This window comes from Nonomuraea sp. NPDC049504 (assembly GCF_040676845.1).
Classification (GTDB): domain Bacteria; phylum Actinomycetota; class Actinomycetes; order Streptosporangiales; family Streptosporangiaceae; genus Nonomuraea; species Nonomuraea salmonea.
On the sequence record NZ_JBFAPT010000015.1, the window covers coordinates 169,642 to 195,248 of the forward strand.

24 protein-coding genes, 1 tRNA gene and 1 pseudogene are annotated in these 25,607 nt (G+C 69.4%); 10 read left to right on the forward strand and 16 right to left on the reverse strand.

Annotation, left to right across the window (positions count from 1 at the left end; translation table 11 throughout):
- Positions 1 to 200: 200 nt before the first annotated feature.
- Positions 201 to 285: transfer RNA gene (locus AB0K28_RS27855), tRNA-Tyr, on the reverse strand.
- A gap of 281 nt (positions 286 to 566) precedes the next feature.
- Here AB0K28_RS27855 and AB0K28_RS27860 point away from each other — a divergent pair.
- Positions 567 to 1,067 carry a YajQ family cyclic di-GMP-binding protein gene (locus AB0K28_RS27860; protein WP_364375838.1) on the forward strand — a complete coding sequence of 167 codons (501 nt, stop codon included), beginning with the start codon at positions 567 to 569 and terminating at the stop codon, positions 1,065 to 1,067.
- A 253-nt stretch (positions 1,068 to 1,320) separates the two neighbouring features.
- Positions 1,321 to 1,785, forward strand: a complete 465-nt coding sequence (locus AB0K28_RS27865; RefSeq protein ID WP_364375655.1) for an NUDIX domain-containing protein — start codon at positions 1,321 to 1,323, stop codon at positions 1,783 to 1,785.
- Between the two features lie 3 nt (positions 1,786 to 1,788).
- Here AB0K28_RS27865 and htpX read toward each other — a convergent pair whose 3' ends face one another.
- The 7 genes and pseudogenes from htpX to AB0K28_RS27900 form a co-directional block, all read right to left on the reverse strand.
- Complete coding sequence (htpX, locus tag AB0K28_RS27870; protein ID WP_364375658.1) at positions 1,789 to 2,640, reverse strand: zinc metalloprotease HtpX; 852 nt, start codon at positions 2,638 to 2,640, stop codon at positions 1,789 to 1,791.
- A 103-nt stretch (positions 2,641 to 2,743) separates the two neighbouring features.
- Entirely contained in the window at positions 2,744 to 4,219 is a 1,476-nt protein-coding gene (locus AB0K28_RS27875; protein ID WP_364375661.1) for an NADH-quinone oxidoreductase subunit N, read from the reverse strand.
- Positions 4,216 to 5,859, reverse strand: coding sequence for an NADH-quinone oxidoreductase subunit M (locus AB0K28_RS27880; RefSeq protein ID WP_364375840.1), 1,644 nt, complete (start codon positions 5,857 to 5,859; stop codon positions 4,216 to 4,218). The genes AB0K28_RS27875 and AB0K28_RS27880 overlap by 4 nt, the downstream gene beginning before the upstream one ends.
- 87 nt (positions 5,860 to 5,946) lie before the next feature.
- On the reverse strand, positions 5,947 to 7,842 hold the full coding sequence (locus AB0K28_RS27885) for an NADH-quinone oxidoreductase subunit L (protein WP_364375664.1): 1,896 nt from the start codon (positions 7,840 to 7,842) through the stop codon (positions 5,947 to 5,949).
- 197 nt (positions 7,843 to 8,039) lie between these two features.
- Positions 8,040 to 8,354 (reverse strand): annotated as a pseudogene (gene nuoK / locus AB0K28_RS27890) (NADH-quinone oxidoreductase subunit NuoK); the annotation flags it as partial.
- On the reverse strand, positions 8,354 to 9,097 hold the full coding sequence (locus AB0K28_RS27895) for an NADH-quinone oxidoreductase subunit J (RefSeq protein WP_364375667.1): 744 nt from the start codon (positions 9,095 to 9,097) through the stop codon (positions 8,354 to 8,356). The pseudogene nuoK and the gene AB0K28_RS27895, both read right to left, overlap by 1 nt.
- A complete protein-coding gene (locus AB0K28_RS27900) occupies positions 9,094 to 10,245 on the reverse strand; it encodes a 4Fe-4S binding protein (RefSeq protein WP_364375670.1) in 1,152 nt (383 codons plus the stop codon). The genes AB0K28_RS27895 and AB0K28_RS27900 overlap by 4 nt, the downstream gene beginning before the upstream one ends.
- Positions 10,246 to 10,456: 211 nt before the next feature.
- On the opposite strand from AB0K28_RS27900, the gene AB0K28_RS27905 reads away from it, so the two are divergent.
- A complete protein-coding gene (locus AB0K28_RS27905) occupies positions 10,457 to 11,683 on the forward strand; it encodes a serine/threonine-protein kinase (RefSeq protein WP_364375673.1) in 1,227 nt (408 codons plus the stop codon).
- A gap of 32 nt (positions 11,684 to 11,715) precedes the next feature.
- Here AB0K28_RS27905 and AB0K28_RS27910 read toward each other — a convergent pair whose 3' ends face one another.
- From AB0K28_RS27910 to AB0K28_RS27930, 5 genes are all read right to left on the reverse strand, one after another.
- Positions 11,716 to 11,862, reverse strand: a complete 147-nt coding sequence (locus AB0K28_RS27910) for a hypothetical protein (protein WP_364375675.1) — start codon at positions 11,860 to 11,862, stop codon at positions 11,716 to 11,718.
- Positions 11,863 to 11,926: 64 nt separating this feature from the next.
- Positions 11,927 to 12,058 (reverse strand): hypothetical protein, encoded by a 132-nt coding sequence (locus AB0K28_RS27915; protein WP_355419728.1) that lies wholly within the window; start codon positions 12,056 to 12,058, stop codon positions 11,927 to 11,929.
- 115 nt (positions 12,059 to 12,173) lie between these two features.
- Positions 12,174 to 13,115, reverse strand: a complete 942-nt coding sequence (gene nuoH, locus AB0K28_RS27920) for an NADH-quinone oxidoreductase subunit NuoH (protein WP_364375677.1) — start codon at positions 13,113 to 13,115, stop codon at positions 12,174 to 12,176.
- A complete protein-coding gene (locus AB0K28_RS27925; RefSeq protein ID WP_364375679.1) occupies positions 13,108 to 13,662 on the reverse strand; it encodes an NADH-quinone oxidoreductase subunit C in 555 nt (184 codons plus the stop codon). The genes nuoH and AB0K28_RS27925 overlap by 8 nt, the downstream gene beginning before the upstream one ends.
- Entirely contained in the window at positions 13,659 to 14,141 is a 483-nt protein-coding gene (locus AB0K28_RS27930; protein WP_364375843.1) for an NADH-quinone oxidoreductase subunit B family protein, read from the reverse strand. Before AB0K28_RS27930 ends, AB0K28_RS27925 begins: the two co-directional genes overlap by 4 nt.
- Positions 14,142 to 14,476: 335 nt before the next feature.
- On the opposite strand from AB0K28_RS27930, the gene ndhC reads away from it, so the two are divergent.
- The 6 genes from ndhC (at position 14,477) to AB0K28_RS27960 (ending at position 21,270) form a co-directional block, all read left to right on the forward strand.
- Positions 14,477 to 14,848, forward strand: a complete 372-nt coding sequence (gene ndhC, locus AB0K28_RS27935) for an NADH-quinone oxidoreductase subunit A (protein ID WP_345394563.1) — start codon at positions 14,477 to 14,479, stop codon at positions 14,846 to 14,848.
- A gap of 84 nt (positions 14,849 to 14,932) precedes the next feature.
- Entirely contained in the window at positions 14,933 to 16,414 is a 1,482-nt protein-coding gene (locus AB0K28_RS27940; protein WP_364375681.1) for a polysaccharide deacetylase family protein, read from the forward strand.
- Positions 16,415 to 16,663: 249 nt separating this feature from the next.
- Positions 16,664 to 18,508 carry a 2-oxoacid:acceptor oxidoreductase subunit alpha gene (locus tag AB0K28_RS27945; protein ID WP_345394554.1) on the forward strand — a complete coding sequence of 615 codons (1,845 nt, stop codon included), beginning with the start codon at positions 16,664 to 16,666 and terminating at the stop codon, positions 18,506 to 18,508.
- Positions 18,501 to 19,547 (forward strand): 2-oxoacid:ferredoxin oxidoreductase subunit beta, encoded by a 1,047-nt coding sequence (locus AB0K28_RS27950; RefSeq protein ID WP_345394551.1) that lies wholly within the window; start codon positions 18,501 to 18,503, stop codon positions 19,545 to 19,547. The genes AB0K28_RS27945 and AB0K28_RS27950 overlap by 8 nt, the downstream gene beginning before the upstream one ends.
- A gap of 140 nt (positions 19,548 to 19,687) precedes the next feature.
- On the forward strand, positions 19,688 to 20,614 hold the full coding sequence (locus AB0K28_RS27955) for an NAD-dependent epimerase/dehydratase family protein (protein WP_364375684.1): 927 nt from the start codon (positions 19,688 to 19,690) through the stop codon (positions 20,612 to 20,614).
- Entirely contained in the window at positions 20,611 to 21,270 is a 660-nt protein-coding gene (locus AB0K28_RS27960; protein WP_364375686.1) for a class I SAM-dependent methyltransferase, read from the forward strand. Before AB0K28_RS27955 ends, AB0K28_RS27960 begins: the two co-directional genes overlap by 4 nt.
- Here the strand turns inward: AB0K28_RS27960 and AB0K28_RS27965 are convergent.
- The 3 genes from AB0K28_RS27965 to AB0K28_RS27975 form a co-directional block, all read right to left on the reverse strand.
- Positions 21,267 to 22,673, reverse strand: a complete 1,407-nt coding sequence (locus AB0K28_RS27965; protein ID WP_364375689.1) for a hypothetical protein — start codon at positions 22,671 to 22,673, stop codon at positions 21,267 to 21,269. The genes AB0K28_RS27960 and AB0K28_RS27965 overlap by 4 nt on opposite strands.
- Before the next feature lie 164 nt (positions 22,674 to 22,837).
- On the reverse strand, positions 22,838 to 23,770 hold the full coding sequence (locus AB0K28_RS27970) for a right-handed parallel beta-helix repeat-containing protein (RefSeq protein WP_364375692.1): 933 nt from the start codon (positions 23,768 to 23,770) through the stop codon (positions 22,838 to 22,840).
- The gene (locus AB0K28_RS27975; protein WP_345394530.1) at positions 23,767 to 24,582 is read right to left on the reverse strand and encodes a 2OG-Fe(II) oxygenase; all 816 of its coding nucleotides are present in this window, start codon (positions 24,580 to 24,582) and stop codon (positions 23,767 to 23,769) included. The genes AB0K28_RS27970 and AB0K28_RS27975 overlap by 4 nt, the downstream gene beginning before the upstream one ends.
- Before the next feature lie 106 nt (positions 24,583 to 24,688).
- Here AB0K28_RS27975 and AB0K28_RS27980 point away from each other — a divergent pair, with 106 nt between their 5' ends.
- Entirely contained in the window at positions 24,689 to 25,603 is a 915-nt protein-coding gene (locus AB0K28_RS27980; protein ID WP_364375695.1) for a glycosyltransferase family 2 protein, read from the forward strand.
- Positions 25,604 to 25,607 lie beyond the last annotated feature (4 nt).

Below are 25,607 nucleotides of genomic sequence, written 5' to 3' on the forward strand. Positions count from 1 at the left end.
CCAGAGCCCCGGCCACCACCGGGGCTTTTGTTCTTGGCCGCGTATTGGCCGGAACCAAGGCTCGACCTGCGAAAACGCACTCAAGATCATTGCACGCATATTGGTGGACCAGCGACAACAGGCCGCTCAGAGCGGCATCCGGCTGCACACCCCTGAAACGCAGAAGAGGCCCCGAAGGGCCTCTGACCTGCTGTTACTGCTGGTGGCAGGTGCAAGGTTCGAACTTGCGTAGGCTGAGCCGACGGTTTTACAGACCGCTCCCTTTGGCCACTCGGGCAACCTGCCGTGCCATCCGCTCTCGCGGCGACAGAAAGAAGAATAGCGGACTTCGGAGGTGTACGTGACACCGGTTTGTCCCGAGCCGGATCTCTTTCGATCTCCGCCAGGGCCACCTCCCCCGTGCGAGGAGCGGTGGATGGGGTGAAAACGGATGGATCGGGCGTACGGGAGGGTCGGGGTACGGGGTGAGCAAGGGGGCGGGGTCCTGCACGGCGGGCCGATGCTGGCTAGGCTCGTGCGCTGGGTCCGTGCGTTCGCAGCCGGGCCGGTTCACCGCAGCTGAGAGGATGGGTGCTTTGGCCGATTCATCTTTCGACATCGTTAGCAAGATCGACCGCCAGGAGGTCGACAACGCCCTCAATCAGACGGTCAAGGAGCTCGGGCACCGCTTCGACTTCAAGGGTACGGGGGCGAGCATCAGTTGGTCCGGGCAGAACAACATCGAGATCAAGGCGAACAGTGAAGAGCGGGCGAACGCGGCGCTCGACGTCTTCAAGGAGAAGATCGTCAAGCGCGGGCTGTCGCTGAAGGTCCTCGACGCCGATGAGCCGAAGCTGTCCGGCAAGGAGTATCGGCTGATGGTGGCCCTCAAGGAGGGCATCGATCAGGAGCATGCCAAGAAGATCTCCAAGCTGATCCGCGATGAGGGCCCGAAGGGAGTCAAGGCGCAGATTCAGGGCGAGGAGCTTCGGGTCAGCTCCAAGAAGAAGGACGACCTCCAGGACGTCATCACCATGCTCAAGGGCAAGGATCTGGACATCGCCCTGCAGTTCGTGAACTACCGCTAGTCAGCCAGAGCATGCTGGGCCGGCTCGTGTTCCGGGGCACAACGGCGGCAGGACGCGCCGTCAGCGACGCGCCGTCAGCGACGCGCCTTGTGCCTCGGGCCGCTGGCTCCGTTTCGGTCTAGTGCGTTTCACCGCGCGGCCATGACCGTCACCGCCCCGGTCCGGTACGTCCCGCCACACGACCACGGCGACGGCCGCTTCGTTTCGGTCCGGTACGTCTCGTCGTACGGCCGCGACCGTATGCTCCTTAGACGTGACGAAAATCCCCCTGCGTCGATTCACGGCGCGCGTGCTGCCCATCGATGAGCATGACCGCGTTCTCCTGCTGCACGGTCTCGATCCGGCTCAGCCGGAGCGGCGGTTCTGGTTCACGATCGGCGGGGCCAGGGAGGACGGCGAGACTCTGCAGGAGGCGGCGGCGCGCGAGCTGTACGAGGAGGTCGGCGTCCAGGCGCGGGCCGAGGAGTTCACGGGGCCGCATGCCGAGGCGCTGGTCGAGTTCGAGTGGGGCGACTACGCGTTCACTCAGGACCAGGCATTCTTCGCGATCCGGCTCGGTGGGCAGGCGAAGGTGTCGTTCGAGCACATGGAGCAGATCGAGAAGGACACGACGCTCGGGCACCGCTGGTGGAGCGCCGAGGAGCTCGAGGCCACCGACGAGACCGTCTTTCCCGAGGACCTCGCGGTGATCCTGCGGAAGATCACCGCGGTCGAGTAGGCGTCAGCGGCGGTAGCCCGCCATGCGCTCCAGGCGGGCGACCCGCTCCGAGGTGGGCGGGTGGGTGGAGAACAGGCGGCCGAAGCCGGAGCCGCTGAACGGGTTCGCGATCATCATGTGCGAGGCCGAGGTCAGGCGGCTGTTCTCGGGAAGCGGAAGCCGGCGGGCGCCCATCTCGATTTTGCGGAGGGCCGAGGCGAGCGCGAGCGGGTCGCCGGTCAGCCGGGCGCCCGATTCGTCCGCCTGGAACTCCCGCGTGCGGGAGATCGCCATCTGCACCATCATGGCCGCCACCGGGCCGAGCACCATCATCAGCAGCGCGCCGAGGAAGCCCGGCCCCTCGTCGTCGTCGGAGCCGCCGAAGAACACGGTCACGTAGCTGAGCCAGGTGATCATCGTGGCGAGCGCGCCCGCCACCGAGGAGATCAGGATGTCGCGGTTGTACACGTGGGACAGCTCGTGCCCGATCACGCCGCGCAGCTCGGACTCGTCGAGCAGCTGCGTCAGCCCGTACGTGACGCACACGGCCGCCTTGCGCGGGCTTCTGCCGGTCGCGAACGCGTTCGGCTGCACCGTCGGCGAGATGTACAGGCGCGGCATCGGCTGGCGGGCCTCGGTGGACAGCTCGCGGACGATTCGGTAGAGGGTGGGCTGCTCGACCTCGCTGACCGGCCTGGCCCGCATCGCCGACAGGGCGATGCGGTCGGAGAAGAAGTACGCGACGCCGTTGCTCGCCAGCGCGAGCATGAGCGCGACCTGCACACCGGTACCGCCGCCCAACCACGCGCCCACCGCGAGAATCAGCGCCGACAGCCCGCCGAGCAATACGGCGGTGCGCAGACCGTTGTGGTGCAAGGTCCCCCCCTTCGTGGTCCGGGTTCCACCACGTCCAACGATGATGACCCGGCTCTTCGTTCCCCAATGTGCTCACGTGGGGGCGGAGCGCGACGCGCGGGGGTCAGGACAGGGACGACACGTCGAGCGCGAGCTGCGGCGCGAACGAGAACAGCACGGCCGCCACCACGGCCACGCCCATGGCGTACCAGGCGGTGGCGGGCGCCCTGAGCGGCGCGGGGTCGCCGGGGGCGAACAGGCGGGCGGTCCAGACGGCGTAGTAGTAGAGGCCGATCACGGTGTTGACGGCCATGACGAGCGCCAGCCAGCCGGCGCCGCCCGCGACGATCTCGCGGAAGACGAACACCTTCGCGAACAGCCCGGCCAGGCCGGGCGGCAGGCCGGCCAGGCAGATCAGGCAGAACGCGAGCGCCAACCCGGCCGCCGGGCGCCGGAACACCAGGCCGCGGTAGTCGTCGAGCTCGGTGCGGAGGACGAGCATGACGACGGTGAACGCGCCGAGGTTCATGGCGGCGTAGATGACGAGGTACGCGATGGACGACCGCACCGCGGACTCGCCCGTCACCGCGAGCGGCGCGAGAATGTAGCCGGACTGCGCGACCGAGGACCAGGCCAGCAGGCGTACGGCGGAACGCTGGCGCATCGCGAGCAGGTTGCCCACGGTCATGGTGAGCGCGGCCACGATGCCGACGATCGGCGCCCAGGTGTCGGCCTGCCCCCCGAGCGCGGCGACCAGGACGAGGATCAACCCGGCGAATCCGGACGCCTTCGAGATGACCGAGAGCAGCGCGGCGACCGGGATGGGCGCGCCCTGGTAGACGTCGGCCGCCCACGCATGGAACGGCACCGCGGCGATCTTGAACGCGAACCCGGCGACCACGAGCACCACGCCGACCGTCACGACCGCGGGCAGGCCCTCGGACATGGCCTCAGGAGCCCCTGGAGCCGCCATCTGACCGCCGAACACTCCGGACAAGCGGGACAGATAGACCGTGCCCGCGATGCCGTACAGGAGCGACACGCCGAAGAGCATGATCGCGGTAGAGACCACCGACACCACGAACAGCTTCACCGCCGCCTCCGACGAGCGGCCGTCGTAGCGTTTGAGCGCGGTGAGGGCGAAGACGGGGAGCGAGACCAGCTCGAGCGCCACGACGAGCATGATCAGGTCGCGGGACGCGGGCAGGCTGACCGCGCCGACGAGGGTGCAGAGGAGGAGGAAGTACCACTCGCCGACGGGGATGCCGCCGCGGGCCAGCTCGGTCATCGACATCAGGACGACCACCACCGCGGCCACCAGCACCAGCCCGGCGAACACCAGCGTGAAACCGTCGGCCACGAACGAGCACGTCATCGCCGTTCCGCCCAGGTTCCGCGGGACGCAGAACGTCGACCGCGAGCCCGTGCCGAGCGCCTGCGCGACCACGAACCCGGCCGCGATCACGACCCCCGCCAGCGTCAGCAGGCCGCTCAGGAGCGGGCGGGACGGCAGGAACGCGTCGAGCAGCAGCACCAGGGCCGCCGTCAGGGCCAGCACCAGCGGGGGTGCGATCACGAAGTAGTCGATCTGCTGGATCATGAGAGGGCTCCCAGCAGGGCTTGCACGGGGGGTGTGGTCAGGGAGAGCAGCAGGCCGGGCCAGAGGCCGAACAGCAGGGTCAGCACCACCAGCGGGGTCCAGGCCAGCCACTCGTTGGGCTCGACGTCGGGCGTGTCGGGCGCAGGAGCCGCTCGTTCCGCGGTCGCGGTCACAGCGGTGGTGGCCGCCGCATCGGGCTCCCGGCCGATCAGTGTGACCGGGCGTTCGTCTGGGACGCTGCTGGGCATCAGGCGGTCGTCGACCGCCGGCCGTTCCGTCCCGGCGGCCGTGCGCGGCCGTCCGTGGGTGACGCGTGACAGCATGACCAGGAAGTACGCCGCCGTCAGGACCGCGCCCAGCCCGCCGATCACCATGTACGTACGGAAGAGCCCGAGCGGCAGCCCGGCGCCCGGCTGGAACGCCCCGAGCAGCGCCAGCATCTCCCCCCAGAACCCGGCCAGCCCCGGCAGCCCCAGGGAGGCGATCGCCGCGAACGTCAGCAGCGAGCCCAGCCTGGGCAGCCGCGCCAGCAGGCCGCCGCCCAGGGTGGGCATGTCGGCGGTGTGGTGGCGCTCTTTGATGGCGCCGGCCAAGAAGAACAGCAGGCCGGTGATGAGGCCGTGGGCGACGTTCGCGAAGAGTGCGCCGTTGATGCCGACCGGCGTGAGCGTGGCGAAGCCGAGCAGGACGAAGCCCATGTGGCCCACCGACGAGTACGCGATCATGCGCTTCAGGTCACGCTGGGCCAGGCAGGCCAGGGCGCCGTACACGATGCCGACCACCGCGAACGCCCCCAGCCACGGCGCCACCGCCGCCGCCCCCTCGGGCAGGACGGGGATGGCGATGCGGGCGAAACCGTACGTGCCCATCTTCAGCAGCACGCCCGCGAGCAGCACCGAGCCGACGGTGGGAGCCTCGGTGTGGGCGTCGGGCAGCCACGTGTGCAGCGGCCACATCGGCGTCTTCACCGCCAGACCCACGCCGATCGCCACGAACGCCAGGATCTGCACGGACCTCGACATCCCGGCCCCGTGGGACTCGCTGAGCTCCACGATGTCCAGCGTGCCAGTCTGCGCCCACACCAGCAGCAGGCCGAGCAGCATGACGACCGAGCCCAGCAGCGTGTACAGGATGAACTTCACCGATGCCGCCCTGCGCCCCTCGCCGCCCCAGATGCCGATCAGGAAATACATCGGGATGAGGACGATCTCGAAGAAGACGAAGAACAGCAGCAGGTCGAGGGCCAGGAATGTGCCGATCATGCCCACTTCGAGCACCAGCAGCGTGAACACGAGCGCCCTCGGCCGTGCCCCCACGGATCCGCGTCCCCGGCTGAGGTAGACGAAGCACAAGAACGTCAGCAGCGCCGTCAGCGTGACCAGCGGCAGCGAGATGCCGTCGACGCCGAGGTGGAAGCGCAGCCCCAGGTCGGGGATCCACGGCAGGTCCAGCTCGAACTGCATCGCGGCCGGGCGGGCGTAGTCGAAGGCCGCCACGAGCACGAGGCTCGCGACCAGCGTGACGGCCGAGAGGATCAGTCCGTACGGACGGAGCACGGGACGCAGGGCGTCTGGGGCGAGGAGGAGCAGGAGGGCGCCCAGCAGCGGCACGGCCAGGAGGACGACCGGGATCCAGGCCATCATCTGCACACCACCGCCCGGAACCGCCCCATGATCGGCGTCGAGGGCCAGGCCATCATGCGCACATCACCGCCCGGGTCCGCCGCGTCATGTGAACACCACCGCCCCCACCGCGATCAGCAGGACGCCGGCCAGGAGGCCGCTCACGTAGAGCTGGACGTTGCCGTTCTGGGCCAGGCGCAGGACTGCCGACAGGCCGCGGGCCGACCTGCCCGATCCGCGTACGGCACCGTCCACGACCGTGTCGTCCGTCCGCACCACCGCCGTGGCCAGGGCCAGGATCGGGCGGACGAACAGGGCCGCGTACAGGGTGTCGGCGTAGAACGCCCGCTCGCACGGCGCCCGCAGCGGCCCCAGGAGGCGGGCCGGGTCGGCGAGGGGGTCGCTGCGCCAGAACGCGTAGACGACGCCCGCGCCGAGCAGCGCGAGCACGACGCTGACGGCGGCCACGCCGAACGCGACGTGGAGCTCACCCGCGAAGCCGAGCAGCAGGGCGGGGACGGCCAGGACGACGACGGGGACGAGCATCGTGCGCGGAGCCTCCCTGACGTCCACGACGTGGGCGGTGCCGGGCGGCGGCTCCGGGAGCGCCACGGCTCTGGGCTCGCCGAAGAAGGTGCGCAGCCAGGCCCTGGTGGCGTACGCGCCGGTGACGGCGACGGTCGCGAGCGCGCATCCGTACAGGAGGAGGGCCGCCGCGTCGGTCAGGCCGGGGCCGGCCAGGGCGCGGTCCATCGCGAGGAGCAGGCCGTCCTTGCTGAAGAAACCGCTGGCCGGCGGGAGACCCATCAGGGCGGCGAACCCGATCGTCATCGTCACGAACGTCACCGGCAGCTCCCTGCGCAGGCCGCCCATCCGCGTCATCAGGTTGGAGCCGACGTGGTGGATCACCAGGCCCGCGCACAGGAACAGCAGCGCCTTGAACGCGCCGTGCGTGAGCAAGTGGAAGACGGCCGCGGTGTCGGAGCCGGCCGCGAGCCCGCCGGCCATGTAGGCGAGCTGGCTGACCGTGGAGTAGGCGAGCACGCGTTTCAGGTCGTCCTGGGCGAGCGCGGCCAGCGCGGCGCCCAGCATGCCCAGCGCCGCGATGACGGCCAGCACGTCGAGCGTGGGACGTGCGGCGAGGAACGCGGGGAACAGCCTGGCCACGATGAAGATGCCGGCCGCGACCATCGTGGCGGCGTGGATCAGCGCGCTGATCGGGGTCGGGCCCGCCATGGCGTCGGGCAGCCACGTGTGCAGCGGCACCTGGGCGCTCTTGCCCGCGACGCCGGCCAGCAGCAGCATCGTGGCCGTCACGACCGTCGCCGTGGACATCTCGGGCACCTTCGCCAGGACGTCGGCGATGCGGAAACTGCCCGCCCCCATGCCGAGCACGAAGATGCCGAACAGGAAGCCGACGTCGCCCAGCCGCGTCACCAGGAACGCCTTGATCGCGGCGCGTGAATTGCCGCGGTCTTCCCACCAGTGGCCGATGAGGAGGTAGGAGCAGAGGCCCATGATCTCCCAGCCCACGTAGAGGACCAGGAGGTCGCCCGCGTAGACGACCAGGAGCATCGCGCTGGTGAACAGGCTGATGAAGGCGCTGTAGGAGGGGTAGCGCGGGTCGTCTTCGAGGTAGCCGACCGAATAGATCTGTACGGCCAGCGCCACCAGGGTCACGAGGACGCCCAGGACGGCGGAGAGCGCGTCGGCCTGGAGCGTCAGGGAGATCGGGACGCCGCCGGTGATGATCGTGCCGTAGGTCTGGCCGGTGGGTGCGGCTGGTGTGGTGGTGTGCGTGAAGTAGCTGAAACCCGGCGTCCAGGCCAGCCAGGCCGCCAGGACGGCTGCGGCCGCGGTGGGGAGGATGGCGATCCAGGCCGCCCGCTTGGTGCCCGTGGTGGTCGTCGGCGGTCTGCCTGGGCGCCAGCGGGACACCAGCAGACCGGCCGCCGCCGCTGCGAACGGGAGCAGCACGACCAGGAGGGGGAAGGTCGTCATCGCTTACCACCGCCTCGGTTGACGGGGCGCTCGGAGTCGTCCTGGGGGTGGTCGGCAGGTCTCGCGGGCTCGGCGGTCGTGCTGGGGTGGCCGTCGGGTGGACTCGCACGACCGTCCCCCACCTTGCTGGGCGTGCCGGCGTGACCGGCCGCGGCACGGGTGTGGTCGTCGGTGGGGGTTGTGATGGGGTCGGGGCTGTCGTCGGCGGGTTCGGTGAGGGCGCGGAGGTGGTCCAGGTCGATGGTCTGGCGGTTGCGGTAGAGGGCGAGCACGATGGCCAGGCCCAGGCCCACCTCGGCGGCGGCGATGACGATGACGAAGAGGGTGAGCACCTGGCCGCTGTGCAGGCGGTCGCCCAGCCATACGTCGAACGCGACCAGGTTGAGGTTGACGGCGTTGAGCATCAGCTCGACCGACATCAGGACGAGGATCGTGTTGCGTCGTGCGAGCACGCCGTAGACGCCGATGGAGAACAGGAGCGCGGAGACGACCGCCGGGTAGACGATGTGCACTACTGACCCCCGGTCTCGTCGGGTGGTGCGCCGTCCGCGGCCTCGTTGGATGGCGGGCCGTTCACGCGCTCGTCGGATGACAGGTCACGCACGGTCTGATCCGAGGGTGTGCTGCGCTCGGGTCCGTCAGATGGTGAGGGGCTCTGCCGGCCGCCGGGTGTGAGGGCGGGGCCGTTGTTCCCTTGCTGCTGCGCGGAGGTGCGGGTGGGGGCGCCTGGGATGTCGGTGCGGGACAGGACTATGGCGCCGATCAGGGCCGCCAGCAGGAGGACGGACAGTGCCTCGAAGGGGAGGACCCACGTCGCGAAGATGCTGGCGCCCAGCTCCTTGGCGGCGCCGGGGCCTGGAGTCAGGGGTGTGTAGGCCGTACGGAAGCCGTCGATCACGACCGTGACGAGGATCGTCGCCGTCGCCATCGCCACTACGGCCGCCACCACTTTGTTGCCGCTGTCGAGGTCGGCGGAGCGGCCTATGGGCGCGCGAGTGAGCATGATGCCGAACAGGAGCAGCACGATGATCGCGCCCACGTAGATGAGCACCTGGACCCAGGCCACGAACTCCGCTGTGAGCACGAGGTAGCCCCCGGCGAGCGCGCCGAAGCAGACCACGAGCCAGAGGGCCGCGTGGACGATTTGCTTGGTCATGACGACGAGCAGCGCCGATCCAACCGCTACCGCTCCCAGCAGCAAGAAGACGATCTCTTGCCCGGTGGGTGACAGGTAGGAGGGCACCGCCTCGGTCACGACTCCTCCTCGGACTCCTCCGACTCGTCAGGACCGAGCCGCCCCGGGGGCCTGATGGACCGTGGATCGGCCATCCTGCGCCGGCGGCGGCTCGCGGCAGAAGTCTGCCCTTGCTGATCGGGCTTCGGCGGCGGCTCGCCCTCGGCTGTGGACAACTCGCCGGGAGGCGGCTCGCCTGTGGATGAAGGCCCTTCTCGGTCTTTCTGTGCGGGGTTCTCTTGAGGTGCGGTCTGCTCGTCTTGAGGTGCGGTCTGCTCGTCTTGTGGTGCGGGTTGCTGGTCTCGTGGTGCGGGTTGCTGGTCTCGTGGTGCGGGTTGCTGGTCTTGTGGTGCGGGTTGCTGGTTCGCGGCTGGGGTGCCCTTCGCCTCTTGGGGCTGTGGCGCTGGGCCTGCGGAGGGTTCGTCCTTCGAGGGGAGGGCGCCCGGAGGGCGGATTCCCCGAACGTTCGTCATGGCGCGGCGAGGACGGCCTCCCGGGCGGGACGGCCCGGCGGTGGGGCCCTGTTCGGCGGGCGTGGCGCCCTGAGTGAGCCCCGCATCGGATGCCGGCGTGGTGCCCTGGTCTGGGCCGGAGGCCGCCATTGTGCCCTGGTCTGGGCCGGAGGCCGCCGTGGTTTCCTCATCCCTGCTGGGAGTTGGGGCCTTCTCCGGGGTTGGTGTGCGCTTGGCCGCGGGTGGCTGGTCTCTCTTGGGAGCAGCGGGACGGGGTGGGCGGCGGGCTGCGGTCAGTTCCTTGGGGAGCTCGGCGCCTGGGTCATGAGCGGGCGGCGGGGGGACGGTCTGGACCCAGGTGGACAGTTTGTCCTTCTCGTGGAGGAGGTTGCGGATGTCGCCTTCCGCGTACTCGAACTCCGGGGACCAGAAGAGCGCGTCGAACGGGCAGACCTCGATGCAGATGCCGCAGTACATGCACAGCGAGAAGTCGATCGCGAAGCGGTCGAGGACGTTGCGCTGCCTGGCGCGGCCGCCCTCAGGCGCCGGGATCGTCTCCTTGTGCGAGTCGATGTAGATGCACCAGTCGGGGCATTCGCGGGCGCAGAGCATGCACGAGGTGCAGTTCTCCTCGACCAGCGCGATGACGCCGCGGCTGCGGGGCGGCAGGTCGGGCTTGACCTCGGGGTATTGCTGCGTGACGGATTTGCGCAGCATGTGGCGAAGGGTGATGGACAGCCCTTTCGCCAGTCCCACTCCCGGTATCCGCCCCATGGTTCAACATCATGACGCACTTGGGGCTGGACGTGAATGAGGGAGTGGGGTTGTCCCCAGGTTTTCCACAGCTATCCACAGGCTGACGGGTAGTTATCCACAAGCTGTGTGCATGTCCGATATGAACGGGTGGCAGGGCGATAGTCTCTCCGCCATGCAGCACAGCCATCCGATCCGGCCGAGCGGCCTGCGGTGGACGGCCGCCGTGGTGTGGGCCTGTCTGCCGCTGCTCACCTGCGGCTTCGCGACCCCGTTCACGGTGGGGTTCGCGGCGTTCTGGCTGCGCAACGTCTGGCACGCGGTGGCGGCGTGTATCTATCTGGTCGGCATGGGGTCGTTCACCATCGCCGTGCTGGCCTATCCCAATGACGACGCTCCCGCCGAGCTGACCGTGCCCGTCACGCTGGGGCTCCTGCTCAGCTGGGTCGGCGGGGTCATCCATTCGGGGATTCTGGTGCCGTTCATGGCCAAAGCTCGCATGACGGCGGTTTTCACTCCGGCTGTCACTCCCACTCCGACTCCGACTCCGACTCCGACTCCGACTCCGACTCCTCGTCCCCCAGCAGACGTGCGGCAGCGCACCACCGCTCCGTCCGTGCATCGGCCGCTGGGGCAGCCGCAGTGGATCGGGCACTACCGCGTGGAGCGGCAGCTCGGGCGCGGCGGGCAGGGAGCGGTCTACCTCGCCATGGCGCCCAACGGGGTGCGGGTGGCGGTGAAGGTGCTGCACGATCTGGTCGATGACGTGGCCAGGACGAGGTTCGCGCGCGAGGTGGAGGCGGCGCGGCGGGTGGCGACGTTTTCCACAGCCCGGGTGCTCGACGTGAACATCGGCGGGCAGCACGCGTACATCGTCAGCGAGTACGTGGACGGGCCGTCGCTGGAGCAGCTCGTCAGGAAGCACGGGCCGCGGGATGAGGACGGTCTGACGCGGCTGGCGTTGTCCACAGCCGGGGCGCTGGCGGCCATCCACAAGGCGGGGGTCGTTCACCGGGATTTCAAGCCGAGCAACGTGCTGATCGGGCACGACGGGCCGCGGGTGATCGACTTCGGCATCGCCAGGGCGCTCGATCAGATGACGATGACGTCCGGGAAAATGGTGGGCACTCCGCCTTACATGTCGCCTGAGCAGCTCAAGGGCGAGACCGTGGGGCCGCCGTCCGACGTGTTCAGCTGGGCGGTGACGATGGTGTTCGCGGCCACCGGGCGGCCGGCGTTCGGGGAGGACACGGTGCCGGCGGTGTTCAATCGGGTGCTCAATCATGCTCCCGATCTGTCGCGGTTGCCGGCCGGCTTACGCGACGTCGTGGGCGCCTGCCTGAGCAAGCAGCCCACGGATCGTCCGTCAGCCTCCGACGTGATGCTGGCCATCGTCCGCTGACCTGCTCGGCGCGATACCCGCCGGCCGCGCTCTCAGTTGGACCAGGTGAAGCCGTTGGTGCCGACCTGGCCGCCGCTGGGCGGATCGGTGACGGCATTGGCGGGGCTCGCGGCCAGGATGCCGGCGACGGTGATCGCTATGGCTGCGACGACCTGTGCTGCTGCTTTCTTCGAAATCATGTGACACCTTCGGGGGCGTGGGTTGGAGGCTCTCGGGGAGCCTTGTGGTCTGCGCGGGGTGCGGTCAGTTGGACCAGATGTACCCGTCGGTGCTGGGCGGGTCCGTTACGGCGTTGGCGGGGGCGGCGGCCAGGATGCCGGTGGTGATGATGGCGGCGGCTACCACCAATTTCGCGAGCAGGCGCTTTGAGAGCACGTGAACACCTCCGTACGGGACGTTCCTTCTCGAACGGTGATCGTACGTAGGCGGTTGAGGGGCATCAAGGACCAATAATTCGGTCTAAAGAGATTGGATTATTGGTCGTACCGGGTCAGATCACGACTTTGAGCAGGCCGGTCAGGGCCAGTTGCACGAGCGCCAATGGGACGAGCACCGCCCAGGCGAGTTTCTGCAGCTGGTCCTCGCGGAGCCGCGGGTACGTCACGCGCAGCCAGATCACGACGAACGACAGGAAGAAGACCTTCACCAGCGTCCAGAGCCAGCCGGGCAGGAACGGGCCGTGCCAGCCCCCGAGGAACAGCACGGTGGTCAGGAAGGACAGGACGACGATGCCGACGTACTCGGAGAGCATGAAGAGGGCGAAACGCATGCCGGTGTACTCGGTCATCGGGCCCATGATGATCTCGGACTCGGCGATCGGCATGTCGAACGGCGGGCGGCGCAGCTCGGCGAGGCCGGCCACGAAGAAGACGATGCCGCCGATCGCCTGCCACGGCAGCCACCACCACTGCCAGGCCTCGACGATCCCCGACAGCGACAGGGTGCCGGCCGCCATCGCGACCGAGGAGGCGGCGAGGACGAGAGGCAGCTCGTACGACATGAGCTGAGCCGCGGAGCGCATCCCGCCGAGCACGGAGTATTTGTTGGCCGACGCCCAGCCCGCCATGATCGAGCCGAGCACGCCGACACCCATGACGGCGAGGACGAAGAACAGGCCGAGGTCGAGGTCGACGGCGGCGCGGCCGCGGTCGATGGGGATGACGATCAGGACGAGGAGGTACGGGACCAGCGCCACCCCGGGAGCGATCATGAAGATGCGGCGGTCGGCCGCGGCCGGGATGATGTCCTCCTTCTGGGCGAACTTCACGCCGTCGGCGATGAGCTGCGCCCAGCCGTGGAAGCGGCCCGCGTACATGGGGCCGAGCCTCGACTGCATGTGGGCCATGACCTTGTGCTCCGTCTGACCGACGATCAGCGGCAGCACCAGGAACACGACGAGGATGACGACGAAGCTCAGCACCACTTCAAGCATCGGGCGGCCCCCAGTCGGCTGGAACTCCGGGCGGAAGGGTCTTGCGGCGGCTCGGGGCGCCGTGTCCTGATTCGCCGGGCTCCTTGGCGCCGGGCCAGGGCTTGGCCACGCGGGCGGCCAGGATGAAGTCCTTGCGGAGCGGGTGGCCTTCGAAGCCGTCGGGGAGCAGGAGCGGGACGAGGTTGGGGTGGCCGTCGAAGATCACGCCGAACATCTCGTACGTCTCGCGCTCGTGCCAGTTCGCGCCCCGGTAGATGAGGACGGCGGTGGGGAGGTGGGGGTTGTCGCGGGGAACGCGGGTGCGGAGCAGCAGCCTGCGCCGCGTGTCCGGGTTGTAGACGTGGGCCACGATCGCGAACGTGTCGGGAGGCTCGTCGACGCCCGTCAGCCAGTCGAAGAAGGCGTGGCCGAGGGTGTCGCGGGCGTATTCGAGGAGGTTCGTCCAGTCTGTCGGGGGCACGTCGATGGTGGTGTCGCCGTAGGACTCCGTGACTTCGGCGCGGTCGCCGAAGCGGGCCTCGAGGCCGGCCGCGAGGTCGGCGCTCATGCCTGGCCGCCGGACGGGTCCTCCGCGTGGGAGCGGGACCAGATGTAGCGGTCTGTCAGCTTTTCACCGGCGATCTTCTCCTGGAGCTTGGTGATGCCGTACAGGAGGGCCTCGGGGCGCGGCGGGCAGCCCGGGACGTAGACGTCCACGGGGATGATCTGGTCGACGCCGTTCGTGACGCAGTAGGAGTCCCAGTACGGGCCGCCGGAGTTGGAGCAGGCGCCGAACGAGATCACGTATTTCGGGTCGGGCATCTGCTCGTACAGGCGCTTGACCGCGGGGGCCATCTTGTCGGTGACCGTGCCTGAGACGATCATGAGGTCGGCCTGCCTGGGGCCGTTCGCGAACGGGATCACGCCGAAGCGGATGAAGTCGTGACGGCTGGTCGAGGCCGCGATGAACTCGATGGCGCAGCAGGCCAGCCCGAAGTTGAACACCCACAGCGAGTAGCGGCGGCCCCAGTTGAGGATGAAGCGCATCGGCTTGGGCGCCAATCGCGAAACCGGGCCCACTGTGGGCATCGGAAGGTCCGTTGCTGCCATACGGCCATTCTTGCGCGGATCACAGGACAGGCAAAGGAAGGGTGGTGCATAGGGGGTTGGTGGGGGTGGTGTGAGGGCTGAGGTGATGGAGGCGATACGGGAACGCGCTTCAGGACTTGGGGTGGTGGGTGGCACGGGCAGGTGGCACGGGCGGGTGGCGCGGACAAGTGGCGCGGACAGGTGGCGCGGGCGGGTGGCGCGGGTGAGTGGTCTCCCGATGCGGGGTGGTTTCAGGGGTGGGTTCGTCGGGCGGGGCGGGTTACGATCCGGGCATGGACGGCTACTTTGGCTCCTATGTGCTGGTGGCCGCGTTGCTTGCCATCGGTGTCGCGATCGTCGCCGGCGCGCTCTTCGCCAATCGGTTGCTGCGGCCGTCGCGGCCCACTCCCGAGAAGCTGACCACCTACGAGTGCGGGGTCGACCCTGTGGGTGAGGGGTGGGCGCAGTCACAGGTGCGGTACTACGTGTTCACGTATCTGTACGTGGTGTTCGCGGTGGATGCCGTGTTCCTGTTCCCGTGGGCGACGGTGTTCGATGCGCCCGGGTACGGGCTGACCACGCTGGTGGAGATGTTCGTCTTCCTGGGGTTCATCGCGCTGGGGATCCTGTACGCGTGGCGGAAGCGGGTCCTCAGCTGGACGTGACGCGTACCCAGCGCAGTCAAAGTGTCCGGACTGATCACACAAAATCCGGGTAAACCGTAAGATCGCACCCATAACCTGACAAGCATGCACAAATCGCGGTTCTGTACGGGAATCGCTCTGCTGGCCCTCTCGGCCTCCGGTTGCGGCCTCGCCGCCGCCTCCAACGGGAGGGACATCATGGTCCCGGCAGAGCCGACGCTGATCGACTTCGTCGATCCCGCCACCGTCGTCGGCCTGTCCACCGCGACCGTCACGGAAGGCGACCCGACGGCCGGCAGATACGTGCACATCAAGTACCCGGTGCTGACCGACGCCCCAGCACTCAACCGGATGCTCAAGGCCGGCGCCGAGCGGCAGCTCAAGGACTTCAGGCGCACGACCCGCGGCGACGCCCCCATCCTCCCCAAGCCGGAGCTGAACGTGGAGTGGCAGTTCGCCGCCGCCTCCCCCGAGGCGGTCGGGGTGCGCCTGCGAACCGGCGAGTTCCTGGGCACGAACTGGGGCAACTCCACGCGTACGTACTGGTTCGACCCGCGCAGCGGCAAGGCCGCGAGATCGACGGGACTGCTGGCGGGCAGGCCGGCGCTCGACAGGCTGGCGGCCCTGGTCAAGGAGGCGCTCGCGGAGCGCGGCGGACAGGTGGAGCGCAGCCGGGTGACGGCGGACGCGGACACGTTCGACTCCATGGCGTTCAACAGGAACGGCGACCTGGTCGTGGAGTTCGACGACTGCGAGGTCGGCAGGTGCTCGCTGGGCCGGGTGGCGGTGGCCGTGCCGGCGCAGCAGGTCGCGCCGCTGCTGTCGGACCTGGGACGGCGGGCGCAGCAGGCGGTGCGGGAGGCGGCCAGGCGGTCGGCGCACCCGGTGAACCCCGGATTCGCGGCCACGAGCAGCCCCGACGCGGTCAGCAACCGGGCGGGCAACGTGGACTGCGCGAAGCGCAAGTGCGTGGCGCTGACGTTCGACGACGGCCCAGGCCCGTACACCGGACGGCTGCTCGACCTGCTGGCGGAGCAGCGGGCGCGGGCGACGTTCTTCACGGTCGGCGGCGGCGTGGCGTCGGAGCCCGCGCTGGTCCGCCGGATGAGCATGGAGGGCCACCTGGTCGGCAACCACAGCTGGGCCCACAGGGACCTGTCGAAGCAGCCGAGCAGCAAGGTCGCCGACTCACTCGGGAAGACCTCGGACGCGGTGTCGGAGGTCATCGGGCAGACGCCCACGCTGGTGCGGCCGCCGTACGGGGCGGTGAGCCAGGAGGTACGCGACGTCGCACGTGAGATGGGCTGCTCGGTGGTCACCTGGGACGTGGACCCGGAGGACCAGACGGCCACCAAGGCGTCGGACATCGCGGACCGGGTCGTGCGCGAAGCGCATCCAGGTGCGATCATTCTCATGCACGACATTCATCGGGAAACCGTGGATGCGGTTCCGGACATCCTCAAAAGGTTGCGCGGGAAGGGTTACAGCCTGGTGACCGTTCCTGAGTTGTACGGCTCTGCGGGGATGCAGGCCGGCCGCATGTACAGGTCAGGGAACGAGCTGCCGGGTAAGCAGCCCCTGACGTAGCGCACGTGTTGGGGGGACGTATAGTTGGCGCTCGTGACCCGAACCGTCCTGTTCGCCCGCCTGCATGTAGACCTCTGCAGGCTGGCCGCCGGGCTGTGTCGTCGCTCTCCCACCTCACCCTGACCTGACTCCGACCGCGTTTACCCGCTTTGGGTGGCATGCAAACGCGTGACCTTCCGAGGATCTAGCATGGAAACAGAGAACGCGCCTAAGGCAACCGCGCAGTGGCGCGTCGAGGAGGACTGAGCTGTGACGAAGCAGGTCCAGCAACTCGACCGCGTGATCATCAGGTTCGCCGGTGACTCCGGCGACGGAATGCAGCTCACCGGCGACCGCTTCACCGCCGGCACGGCGGAGTTCGGCAACGACTTGTCGACGCTCCCCAACTTTCCCGCCGAGATCCGCGCCCCCGCAGGCACCCTGCCGGGCGTGTCGAGCTTCCAGCTCCATTTCGCCGACCACGACATCCTCACGCCGGGCGACGCGCCCAACGTGCTGGTGGCCATGAACCCGGCCGCGCTCAAGGCCAACCTGGGCGACCTGCCCAAGGGCGCGGACATCATCGCCAACACCGACGAGTTCACCAAGCGCAACCTGCAGAAGGTCGGCTACGCGGCCAACCCGCTGGAGGACGACTCGCTCAGCGAGTGGCGCGTGCACGCGGTCCCGCTGACCTCGCTCACCGTGAAGGCCCTCGAGGGTTTCGACCTGTCCAAAAAGGACGCCGAACGGTCGAAGAACATGTTCGCTCTCGGCCTGCTGTCGTGGCTCTACCACCGGCCGACCGAGCACACGATCAAGTTCCTTGAGCAGAAGTTCGCGCGTAAGCCCGACATCGCCAAGGCCAACATCGCGGCCTTCCAGGCGGGCTGGAACTACGGGGAGACGACCGAGTCGTTCTCGGTCTCGTACGAGGTCAGGCCGGCCAGGCTGGCGCCGGGCGTCTATCGCAACATCTCCGGCAACCAGGCGCTGGCCTACGGATTGATCGCCGCGAGCGTGCAGTCGAAGCTGCCGCTGTTCCTCGGGTCCTACCCGATCACCCCGGCCAGCGACATCCTGCACGAGCTGTCCAAGCACAAGCGGTTCGGCATCCGCACGTTCCAGGCGGAGGACGAGATCGCGGGCGTCGGCGCGGCGCTCGGGGCCGCGTTCGGCGGCGCGCTCGGCGTGACCACCACGAGCGGTCCCGGTGTGGCGCTGAAGGCGGAGACGGTCGGCCTCGCGGTCACCACCGAGCTGCCGCTGATCGTCGTGGACGTGCAGCGCGCGGGCCCCAGCACCGGCATGCCGACCAAGACCGAGCAGACCGACCTGCTGATGGCGCTGTTCGGCCGCAACGGCGAGTCGCCGGTGCCGGTCGTGGCGCCGATGTCGCCGAGCGACTGCTTCGACGCGGCGGTCGAGGCGGCCAGGATCGCGGTGAAGTACCGCACCCCGGTCATGCTGCTCTCCGACGGCTACCTCGCCAACGGCTCCGAGCCGTGGCGCCTGCCCGAGGTGTCGGAGCTGCCGGACATCTCGCAGCCGTTCACCACCGAGCCCAACGGCGACGACGGCGCGTTCCTGCCGTTCAAGCGCGACACCGAGACGCTCGCCCGCCCGTGGGCCATCCCCGGCACCGCCGGGCTCGAGCACCGCATCGGCGGCATCGAGAAGGCCGACGGCACCGGCAACATCTCCTACGACCCCGACAACCACGACCTGATGGTGCGCACCCGCGCCGCCAAGATCGCCGGCATCGACGTGCCCGACCTGGCCGTCGACGACCCGGACGGCGAGGCGAAGGTGCTGGTCATCGGGTGGGGCTCGACGTACGGGCCGATCGCCGCGGCCGTGCGCCGCATCAGGAAGGCCGGCGGCAAGGTCGCCCAGGCCCACCTGCGCCACCTCAACCCGCTGCCCGCCAACACCGGCGAGGTGCTCAAGCGCTACGACAAGGTGCTGCTGCCCGAGATCAACCTGGGCCAGCTCGCGCTGCTGCTGCGGGCCAGGTTCCTCGTCGACGTGATCAGCTACAACCGTGTGCGCGGGCTCCCGTTCAAGGCCGAGGAGCTGGCCGGAGTCATCCAGGACGTGATCGACAGTGACTGAGCTGGTGAACGGGAGGGGCCTGTCGCTCGTCCCCAAGACCGACGTGAAGCAGAGCCTGAAGGACTTCAAGTCCGACCAGGAGGTGCGCTGGTGCCCGGGCTGCGGTGACTACGCGATCCTGGCCGCGGTGCAGAGCTTCCTGCCCGAGCTGGGGCTGAAGCGCGAGAACATCGTGTTCGTCTCCGGCATCGGCTGCTCGTCGCGCTTCCCCTACTACCTCAACACCTACGGCTTCCACTCCATCCACGGGCGGGCGCCGGCGATCGCGACCGGGCTCGCGGCCAGCAGGCCCGACCTGAGCGTGTGGGTGATCACGGGTGACGGTGACGCGCTGTCGATCGGCGGCAACCACCTGATCCACGCGCTGCGGCGCAACGTCAACCTCAACATCCTGCTGTTCAACAACCGGATCTACGGTCTGACGAAGGGCCAGTACTCCCCCACCTCCGAGGTCGGCAAGATCACCAAGTCGACCCCGATGGGCTCGCTGGACAAGCCGTTCAACCCGATCTCGCTGGCCATCGGCGCCGAGGCGTCGTTCGTGGCCCGCACCATCGACTCCGACCGCAAGCACCTGCAGTCGGTGCTGCGCGAGGCGACCGCCCACCGCGGCACGTCGCTGGTCGAGATCTACCAGAACTGCAACATCTTCAACGACAACGCGTTCGAGCAGCTCAAGGACCCCGAGGTCCGCGACGACATCACGCTGCGGCTCGAGCACGGCCAGCCGATCGTGAGCGCGAGCAAGGCCGTCGTACGCGGCCCGGCCGGCGGCATCGAGGTCGTGGCCCGCGACAGCGTGAGCGAGGACCAGATCCTCGTGCACGATGCCCACAGCCCCGACCCGTCGGTGGCGTTCGCGCTCAGCAGGCTCGACGAGCCGGCGTTCGAGCACGTGCCGATCGGCATCTTCCGCAGCGTCGACCGGCCGTCCTACGAGTCGTTGATGGCCGAGCAGCTGGAGGAGTCCGTGGCGCAGAAGGGTCCCGGCGACCTGAGCGACCTGCTCATGGGTGGAGACACCTGGCGCATCAGCTGACACCGCCTTTTTGGGACGCCGCCGCCCTGGCAGGGGCGGCGGCGTTCTGCGTTCCAGGGACGTTTCCGGCGTAACGGCGCGGAGGCAGGCCGGGATACACCTGTGACCGGGCCGTGGGGGGCCGGGGGGAGGGTGCGCTGATGACGTGGACGGGCAGGCGGGCCCTGGTGACGGGGGCGTCGGGGTTCATCGGTGGGCACCTCGCCGCACGCCTGGCCGCGCTGGGCGCCGAGGTCCACACCGTGGGCCGGCGCGCCGGGACGGACGGAGACGACGCCGCGAGCACCCCAGCGGACGGGGTCCAGCGGCACCAGGTGGACCTGCGCGATCCCGAGGCGACGGCCGAGCTGGCGCGCACGGTCCGCCCCGACGTCCTGTACCACCTGGCGAGCGAGGTCAACGGGGCCAGGGACCCTGAGATGGTGCGGGTCACGCTGGCGGGCAACCTCGTCGCCGCGGTCAACGTGCTGGACGCGGCCCGCGCGCACGCCGTCAGGACCGTGATGACCGGCTCGATCGAGGAGCCGCGGCCGGGCAACGGGCACGCGCCCCCGTCGTCGCCGTACGCGATGGCGAAGTGGGCCGCCACCGGCTACGCGCAGCTCTACCACCGCTTGTGGGAGCTGCCGGTCACGGTGCTGCGGCCCAGCATGGTGTACGGCCCCGCCCAGCCCGACACGACGAAGCTCATCCCGTACGTGACGCTGTGCCTGTTACGCGGCGAGCGCCCCCGGCTGACGAAGGGGACGAAGCTCGCGGACTGGATCTACGTGGACGACGTCGTGGACGCGTACGTGCGGGCCGGGGAGTCGGACAAGGCGATCGGCTACACGATGGACATCGCGACCGGGGTGCAGACGTCCGCCCACGAGATCGTCATGAAGCTCTTCGCGATCGCCGCCCCTGAGCAGACGCCGGAGTTCGGCGCGGCGCCCGACCGTCCGTACGACATCACGCAGGTCGGCGACCTCGCCCCGGCGGCGGAGCTGCTCGGCTGGCGGCCGGTCACGGACCTGGACGACGGGTTACGGAGAACAGTCGACTGGTACGGGAAGGTGCCCGCGTGAAGAGCCGATTGAACGCCCTGCGCAGCCGTTTCGTGGACGCCCCCGACTCGCTCGGGGCCAAGGCGCGGGCCCGGCGCTGGCGGTGGTTCGCGAGCCGCTTCCCCGACCTCGACCGCATGCGCGTCCTCGACCTCGGCGGCACGGCCGGCGCCTGGCTGCGCGCCCCCGTCAGGCCGGCCCACGTGCACATCGTCAACCTTGAGGAGCCGCCCGCCGACCTGCCCTCCTGGCTGCGCGCGGACGTGGCCGACGCCTGCGACCTGCCGCCCGCGATCCGCGGCACCCGCTACGACCTGGTCTTCTCCAACGCGGTCATCGAGCACGTGGGCGGGCACCAGCGGCGGCAGCGCTTCGCCGACACCGTGCACGAGATGGCCGACCGGCACTGGGTGCAGACGCCCTACCGCTATTTCCCGGTCGAGCCGCATTTCCTGTTCCCCGGGTTCCAGTTCCTGCCGCTGGCGGCGCGGACGACGATCCTGCGGCGCTGGCCGCTCGTGCACACGCCGACCTCCGACCGGGACGCGGCACGCATGATCGCCATGGAGGTCGAGCTGCTGAGCGTGACCGAGATGCGGCACTACTTCCCCAAGTCGCGGCTGCACTTCGAGCGGCTGGCCGGGCTGGTGAAGTCGGTGATCGCCATACGGGGTTAGCCCGCGGTCACGCTCGCGGCGCCGTCCTCCCAGGTGTTGCCGCGCCAGACGTTGCCGGGGCCGTTCGCGTCCCAGTAGGACACCGGGCCCGCGTAGCCGCCCTTCGGCCACACCCGGCGGCTGAAGACGTTGTCGACGACCTTGATGTTGGACGACATGCCCTTCTTGCCGGCGCCCGCATAGAGGGTCCAGCCGCCGCCCGCCAGCAGGTTGCCCTGGACGGTGACGTTGCGGGTCACGCCGAAGTCCTGGAACAGGGCGATCGCGCCGGTCTGGTTGAGGGTGTTGACGACCGTGTTGCGGCGGATGATCAGCTCGGTGCCGGGGGCCGCGGTGCCGGTGGACATGATCATGTCGGTGTGGTCGCCGGAGTAGTACTTCGGGTCGTGCACGTACGAGTCCTCGATCAGGCCCTGGTCGGTGAGGATGCCGTTGGAGATCGTGTGGATGTCGACCCGGCGGATCGTGATCATTTTGCCCTGGTTGAGAATCCCGAACTGGGTGCGGCGCTTGCCGTTGCCGAAGATCTCGCTGTCCTCGACCTTGAGGCCGGTGTGGCCGGCGCGCTGGAGGATGCCCCAATAGTCCTTCTGGCCGCGGACGCGGGTGTTGCGGATGGTCACGTTGTCCGCCTCGACCGTGATGTCGCCCGTGACGTCCCAGCCGTCGATGACCATGCCGTCCTGCTTGATGATGATCGAGCCGGTCTTCTCCACCATCCTGGTGCCCGCGGGGACGCCGGTGTTGCCCGGCCCCGGCCAGTCGCCCGAGGGCGGCACGGAGGTCCTGGTCGGCTCCGGGGTCGGCGTGGGGGTCGGGGTGGGAGTCGGGGTGGGAGTCGGGGTGGGAGTCGGCGTGGGGGTCGGCGTGCGCGTCCTGGTCGGCTCCGGGGTCTGGGTGACGGGCGGGGTCGGTGGCGGGGTGGACGTCCGCGTCGGGACGGGCGTGGGGCTCGGCGGGAGCGGCAGGGTCCGCGTCACCGTCGGGCTGGGGAGGGGCAGCGTGCGCGTCCGCGTCGGCGTGGGCACGGGTGTACGGGTGCGGGTGGGCCTGGGAGCCGGGGTCGCCGTGCGCGTCGTGGTCGGCGCGGCGGTCGGGCGGCGAGTCGGGCGGGGCGCCTGCTTCGTGGGACGCCGGGGCCACCACCGCCAGAAGTCCCGCTCGCGCCGGTACCAGGGCGGCGTCGTGGCGGGGCCGCGCAGCTGACGGCCCGCGGCGGCGCCGGGAGCGACCTCCCGTGACTCGGCGCCGCTCAGGCGGGGCTCCGACGCGTCGGTCAGGACGGTACGGGGCTCCGGCTCGCCGACGACGACCACGTACGTGCCGGCCAGCGCGGCCACCACGGAGACCCCGGCAAGGGACAACCAGCCGGCGTGCCTGCTCTTCCTGCGCTGCCTGGACACAGGCGACTCCTTCCGATCACGGCCACGTCGAGTCCCCCAGGGGGAGAGATTAGCCATGCCGAAGGACAAAAAGAGGATATTCCACGGAAAAGGACTCGCATCCTCCCCATTCTCAGGAAACTCACGTTTCCCGAATATCGCGAAAAGTGATCTCTAAACGGCGACTATCCAGGCGTTACCGTTTCCCCGTTTTCCCACACGTTCCCCTCCCACCGATTTCCGGGCCCGTCATTATCCCAATACGCAACCGGCCCGGCCGCACCTCCCTTGGGCCACACCTTCCGGCTGAAGACGTTCCCGATCACCTTGACGTTCGACGACGTGCCCTTGGCCCCCGCGCCCGCGTACAACGTCCAGCCGCCGCCCGCCAGCAGGTTGCCCTCGACCGTGACGTTCTTCACCACCCCGAAGTCCTGAAAGAGGGCGATCGCGCCGGTCTGGTCGAGCGTGTTGATCACGGTGTTGTTCCTGATGATCAGCTCAGTGCCGGGGGCGGCGCTTCCGGTGGACATGATCATGTCGGTGTGATCGTCCTTGAAGTATTTCGGGTCGTGCACGTACGAGTCCTCGATCAACCCCTGGTCGGTGGAGATGCCGTTGGAGATCGTGTGGATGTCCACCCGGCGGATCGTGATCATTTTGCCCTGGTTGAGGATTCCGAACTGGGTGCGCTGCTTGCCGTTGCCGAACACCTCGGTGTCCTCGACGGTCAGCCCCGTGCGCCCCTCCCGCTGCAGGATCCCCCACCAGTTCTTGGTCCCGCGCACGCGGGTGTTGCGGATGGTCACGTCGTCGGCCTCGACCGTGATGTACCCGGTGACCTCGACGCCGTCGATCACCGCGCCGTTCTCCTTGACCACCATCGGGCCCGACTCGCGCAGCCGTACGCCGTCGGGCACGCCGGTGGTGTCCGGGCCGGGCCAGGCCCGCTGGGAGGGCGTGGCCGAAGGTGTGGCGGGCGCGGCGGGCGGGCTCGAAGGAGCCGGGGTGACGTCCAGCCGGTCCCGTCCTCCGGACGCCTGGCAGGCGGTGCCGAACAGCACGAGCAGCGCGGCCAGGCTCGCCCCGAAGCTCCTGGCCGCGGTGCGCGACCTCACTCGCCCTTGGTCTTCCGTCCGCCGACGAGGTCCGCCAGCGCGGGCGGCGTCCAGCGTTTGGCGACCTGGCGCAGGTTGCTCTTCCACGCCTCGCCGGGCCGCTGCCGGAACAGCGTGGTGTGCTCCTCGGTGACCTCGTCCGCGGGCCGGCCGTTGGAGTAGTAGTAGAGGGCCATCGAGCGCCGTGCCCGGTCCTCGGGGCAGGTGAGCGGGTCGGGGTGGCCGTGGTTGGCGTCGTCGGTGGTGGCGAACAGGACGAACCGGTTGAAGATCGGCAGGACCTTGCCCTCGCACGCGGTCATGTCCTTGTTCCAGAGCTGGAGGTGCCCGCCGTAGTCCTCCTGCCAGTCCTTGTTGAGGTAGAGCAGACCGTTGAGCCGCCGGTCGAGGTTGAGGCGGCGGCTGCGGTTGAAGTCGGCGTGCACCTTCAGGAAGCCGCCCGGGCGGATCTGGTGCAGGCCGCCGCCCTCGAAGTGCGGGTCGGAGACGAGATTGGTGATGCCGGTCAGCCGCTCCAGGAAGTCGATGAACACCCCGCCGTTGAACTCCGCCAGCAGGTGCCGGGTGGCCGGGCCCATGCGCTCGGGGTCTGCCAGCGCGAGCTTGACCTCGCGGGCGGTGTCGAAGCGCTGCCAGGTGGCGTCCCTCGGCTCGGGGAACTCCGCCAGCACGGGCTCCAGCACCTCGGGCGGCAGGAAGTCGTCGATGACGACGTGACGGAACGGCGACGCCGTACGGAACTGCTCGGAGTACTTGTCCGCGAGTGCGAAGAGTTCGTCGCGACGAAACGTGAAAGCCTGCAGATCCTGCATGGATTGTGTCTCCGTCTCTACGACACCGGCCCCTGATCCACATATCGCCCCACATGTGCCTTCTGTTACCTGTAACGATCCATTCCTGGGGCGCGATGGCCGATTTGTGACGCCCGCCCGAGTAGCGATCGTGATCGTGACCTACAACAGCGCGCCGGTGCTCGGCGGCTGCCTGGACTCGCTGGCCGCGGGCGCGGCGGGCACCCGGCTCGCGGCCGTCGTGGTGGCGGACAACGCCTCCAAGGACGACTCGCTCTCTCTCGCCGAGAAGGCCGAGCTGCCGGTACGACCCGTCCAGGTCGGCAGGAACGCCGGGTACGCGGCCGCCATCAACGCCGGCATCGCCGCACTCGACCTCGCCGAGCTGGACGCCGTCCTCGTGCTGAACCCCGACTGCCGGCTCCGCCCAGGAGCGCTGGCCGCCCTCCGCGCGGCGCTCGACCGTCCCGGCACCGGCATCGCCGTCCCCCGCCTGGTCGGCACCGACGGCGTGCTGCACCACTCGCTGCGCCGCACCCCCGCCGTGCGCAGGGCGCTGGCCGAGGCGCTGATCGGCGGCCGGCTGGCGGCCAGGATCGGCACGCTGGGCGAGATGGTCACCGACCCGGAGCGGTACGAGCGCCCCGGCCCCGCCGACTGGGCCACCGGCGCCGCCATGCTCCTGTCGGTGGAGGCGATCCGGCGAATCGGCCCCTGGGACGAGTCGTTCCTGCTCTACAGCGAGGAGACCGACTACGCGCTGCGCGCCGGGGACGCCGGCTGGTCGCTCTGGTACGACCCGAGCGCCGTGGTGGAGCACATCGGTGGCGAGGCGAAGACCAGCCCCATGCTGGCCGCGCTGCTCACGGTCAACCGGGTGCGGCTGTTCAGGCGGCGGCGCGGCCGGGTGGCGAGCGCGGGCTTCTACCTCGCGGTGCTGCTGGGCGAGGCGATGCGGGCGGCGGCCGGCCGGCGTACGGCGCGGGCCTCGGTCGTGGCGCTGCTCAGGCCGTCCCGCCGGCTGCGGGCCCTGCCCGGATGACGAG

What these genes read in the sequence shown, in the direction of transcription:
- ndhC (WP_345394563.1), top strand. Translation starts at nt 14,477, where the DNA reads ATGGACGGCTACTTTGGCTCCTATGTGCTGGTGGCCGCGTTGCTTGCC.
- AB0K28_RS27955 (WP_364375684.1), top strand. Translation starts at nt 19,688, where the DNA reads ATGACGTGGACGGGCAGGCGGGCCCTGGTGACGGGGGCGTCGGGGTTC.
- AB0K28_RS27885 (WP_364375664.1), bottom strand. Translation starts at nt 7,842, where the DNA reads ATGACGACCTTCCCCCTCCTGGTCGTGCTGCTCCCGTTCGCAGCGGCG.
- AB0K28_RS27975 (WP_345394530.1), bottom strand. Translation starts at nt 24,582, where the DNA reads ATGCAGGATCTGCAGGCTTTCACGTTTCGTCGCGACGAACTCTTCGCA.
- AB0K28_RS27910 (WP_364375675.1), bottom strand. Translation starts at nt 11,862, where the DNA reads ATGATTTCGAAGAAAGCAGCAGCACAGGTCGTCGCAGCCATAGCGATC.
- AB0K28_RS27880 (WP_364375840.1), bottom strand. Translation starts at nt 5,859, where the DNA reads ATGGCCTGGATCCCGGTCGTCCTCCTGGCCGTGCCGCTGCTGGGCGCC.
- AB0K28_RS27875 (WP_364375661.1), bottom strand. Translation starts at nt 4,219, where the DNA reads ATGATCCAGCAGATCGACTACTTCGTGATCGCACCCCCGCTGGTGCTG.
- AB0K28_RS27940 (WP_364375681.1), top strand. Translation starts at nt 14,933, where the DNA reads ATGCACAAATCGCGGTTCTGTACGGGAATCGCTCTGCTGGCCCTCTCG.
- AB0K28_RS27925 (WP_364375679.1), bottom strand. Translation starts at nt 13,662, where the DNA reads ATGAGCGCCGACCTCGCGGCCGGCCTCGAGGCCCGCTTCGGCGACCGC.
- AB0K28_RS27930 (WP_364375843.1), bottom strand. Translation starts at nt 14,141, where the DNA reads ATGCGCTTCATCCTCAACTGGGGCCGCCGCTACTCGCTGTGGGTGTTC.
- AB0K28_RS27905 (WP_364375673.1), top strand. Translation starts at nt 10,457, where the DNA reads ATGCAGCACAGCCATCCGATCCGGCCGAGCGGCCTGCGGTGGACGGCC.
- nuoH (WP_364375677.1), bottom strand. Translation starts at nt 13,115, where the DNA reads ATGCTTGAAGTGGTGCTGAGCTTCGTCGTCATCCTCGTCGTGTTCCTG.
- AB0K28_RS27860 (WP_364375838.1), top strand. Translation starts at nt 567, where the DNA reads ATGGGTGCTTTGGCCGATTCATCTTTCGACATCGTTAGCAAGATCGAC.
- AB0K28_RS27900 (WP_364375670.1), bottom strand. Translation starts at nt 10,245, where the DNA reads ATGCTGCGCAAATCCGTCACGCAGCAATACCCCGAGGTCAAGCCCGAC.